General features: G+C 36.4%; 4 protein-coding genes. All 4 read right to left on the bottom strand.

The window, feature by feature from the left end:
* Window positions 1-224: 224 nt before the first annotated feature.
* Entirely contained in the window at window positions 225-770 is a 546-nt protein-coding gene (locus IE104_RS18905) for a hypothetical protein (RefSeq protein WP_189421472.1), read from the bottom strand.
* Window positions 771-924: 154 nt separating this feature from the next.
* On the bottom strand, window positions 925-1,374 hold the full coding sequence (locus IE104_RS18900; protein WP_189421470.1) for a hypothetical protein: 450 nt from the start codon (window positions 1,372-1,374) through the stop codon (window positions 925-927).
* A gap of 164 nt (window positions 1,375-1,538) precedes the next feature.
* Complete coding sequence (locus IE104_RS18895; RefSeq protein WP_189421468.1) at window positions 1,539-1,955, bottom strand: hypothetical protein; 417 nt, start codon at window positions 1,953-1,955, stop codon at window positions 1,539-1,541.
* A 153-nt stretch (window positions 1,956-2,108) separates the two neighbouring features.
* Window positions 2,109-2,483, bottom strand: a complete 375-nt coding sequence (locus IE104_RS18890; RefSeq protein WP_189421467.1) for a hypothetical protein — start codon at window positions 2,481-2,483, stop codon at window positions 2,109-2,111.
* Window positions 2,484-2,626 lie beyond the last annotated feature (143 nt).

Below are 2,626 nucleotides of genomic sequence, written 5' to 3'. Positions count from 1 at the left end.
TTGTAATTCTGAAATTGGCGCGTATAAATCTTGACTCGCATTTGCTAGCGAACCAAATATGAATAATATGATGGCGAAAATGTATTTCATTGCTTATGCCTAACGCCGAGCTAAGCGGCAGTTTTTAAGTTGCGGTTTTGTGGAATACTTTTGCGCAGCAAAACCACAAAACTGCGACTTAAAAACTGTCCAGCGCACGTAGTGCGCGGTGCTTGAGCGATTTGTTACGTGTTTGTACTGTGAGACGAAATTTCCGCAGCCAATGTCAACAAGCAGCCATACCCAAAATACTTTGGCATTTCATAAAACGCAATGAATTCGTTATTTGTAATTTCAACAAAAGAATATGAGTTAGGGATATTTGGTTTAACTACAAATTTAGATAAAGATAATTTTTTAGGCTTACCTTTATATTCTAAGTGTTTGTCCGCAACTCTTTCCAAAGCATAATTGTTACCATATACCCCAGGCTCAAACTCGTGAATTGGACTCCAATTTTTTAAGCGAACACCAAAATAGTAATGATCCCCTAGAACCCCTACCTCACCGATTGAATATATAAAACAACTTAGATTTTCTGTTACTTCTGAGTATGGGAAAATTTCACCGAACTCTTGAAGAATTGAGAACTTAAAATTTTCTATTTCTTTTGTAGAAAACAAAGAACTGAACTTACCTTCAATATTCCACCTTCGTTTTAAACCAACGTAGAACAAAAGGAGTGCGACGAAACCAATTATTGAAAACATCACAATGGGTAAATTTTGCACAATATTAAACTCAGTGAATCACGTAACGCAAAGCTAAGCGGCAGTTTTTAAGTTGTAGTTTTGTGGAATACTTTTGCGCAGCAAAACCACAAAGCTGCGACTTAAAAAACTGTCCAGCGCACGTAGTGCGCGGTGCTTGAGCGATTTGTTATGCTTATTCAGGAAGCTCACCGATTGCTTTAATTTTTTCTTGGACTTTAGTTAAGCTTTTATAGTTATTAGCTATAACTTCTGGCTGACATGTTTGAAATATTTGCTTTATTTCAAAGTTTAACTTCCTATATTTTTTTGGATTTGTTCTGCTTAAGTCAGATTCCTCTCTTAAAAGCTTACTGGATTCATCATGGTGTTCAAGTAATTTTTCACATTCAGCCATAGCCGATAAATAGTACTTTGATTGAATTGTTTTGGAGTATTTTTTACATTCCTTGGAAAAGATACCCTCTCCTGCTGACGAATTAAGCTGCTGCTCACATGCCAACCCCAATTGATAGATTACTTCGAATTTAGCTGCAATATGCTCAGTACGAGATAGAATTGTGTCCTCCGCAAAACAATGCAGACTTAATAAAACAGAACTTAGCAAAACTAAAAATTTCGGCATTTTAATTTCCTTTTCTTCGTGATTGAGCATAACGCCAAGCTAAGCGGCAGTTTTTAAGTTGTAGTTTTGTGGAATACTTTTGCGCAGCAAAACCACAAAACTGCGACTTAAAAACTGTCCAAGGAGCGAAGCGACTGGTGCTTGAGCGACTTGTTATGTGATTTCTATTTTCCACCTATGCCAAATATTTTTCCAATATTTCCATAAATTATTTTGGTTAAAGATTTCGGCTCATTTCCACCTTCAATTTCCGTAGCTATACCGATGGCTACATAACTACATTTACTAAAGTCAACTTTCTCTTCTTGTACCTGTGCGTTATTAGTAACATACGCAATACCAATAGGAATATTTTCAACGTTAGGTTTTAGCTGTGTACCGACCCAGCGCGCCGCAATAATTAAATAGGTAATTTCAGTAGATTTATTTTCATTATTCCAGTACAGCGGTTTTTCTAGCTCCCCAAGCCAATAGTCTGGACGATCGTCGCCCGGAATTTGCCGAACGAGCTTTACAAAAAATGGTGTCTGCTCGTAAAGTTCTTCCGGTGCATAATCTACTGATGATATTGATAGTTTCATTTTCACCTAACGCCGAGCTAAGCGGCAGTTTTTAAGTTGTGGTTTTGTGGAATACTTTGCGCAGCAAAACCACAAAGCCGCGACTTAAAAACTGTCCAGCGCAGGCACGAAGTGCCGTAGCGGAGCTGCAACGACTTGTTATGCCCTATTTATTTACTTCAATATTTCAAATTTTACTGATTTTGAAATAACAAAATCTTGGTCATGCTCATTAATTTCCATGACCTCATTGAAAGGATCTAGTGAAATATAATAAAGACCAATTTGAGTTTTAAAAAATTTATACCTTTCAATATGATTTCCATAGTTATGAGATGAGTAAAAGCCATATTCTTCTACATCTAAAAACTCTAGCCTAATTAATTCAAAGTCACTTTTGACTCTCATTTTTAATGAGAGGCTTACTATTCTTACGAATTCTTGCTCATATATTTCAATTTTTATAACTGATGTATCTAGCAGAGAATTTTCTCCTACAAGAGTATTCACCACACTCTCGTTAGATTTTTGCTCAAGATTGCTTTTCATTCCTTAAAGCCCTATCAGTCTTAATTTTTCATTTAGCATAACGCCGAGTTCAGCGGCAGTTTTTAAGTTGTGGTTTTATGGAATATTTTTGCGCAGCAAAACCATAAAACTGCGACTTAAAAACTGTCCAGCGTAGGCACGAA

It is taken from the genome of Cellvibrio zantedeschiae (genome assembly GCF_014652535.1).
Classification (GTDB): Bacteria; Pseudomonadota; Gammaproteobacteria; order Pseudomonadales; family Cellvibrionaceae; genus Cellvibrio; species Cellvibrio zantedeschiae.
This window is presented reverse-complemented; position numbering and strand designations above follow the sequence as displayed.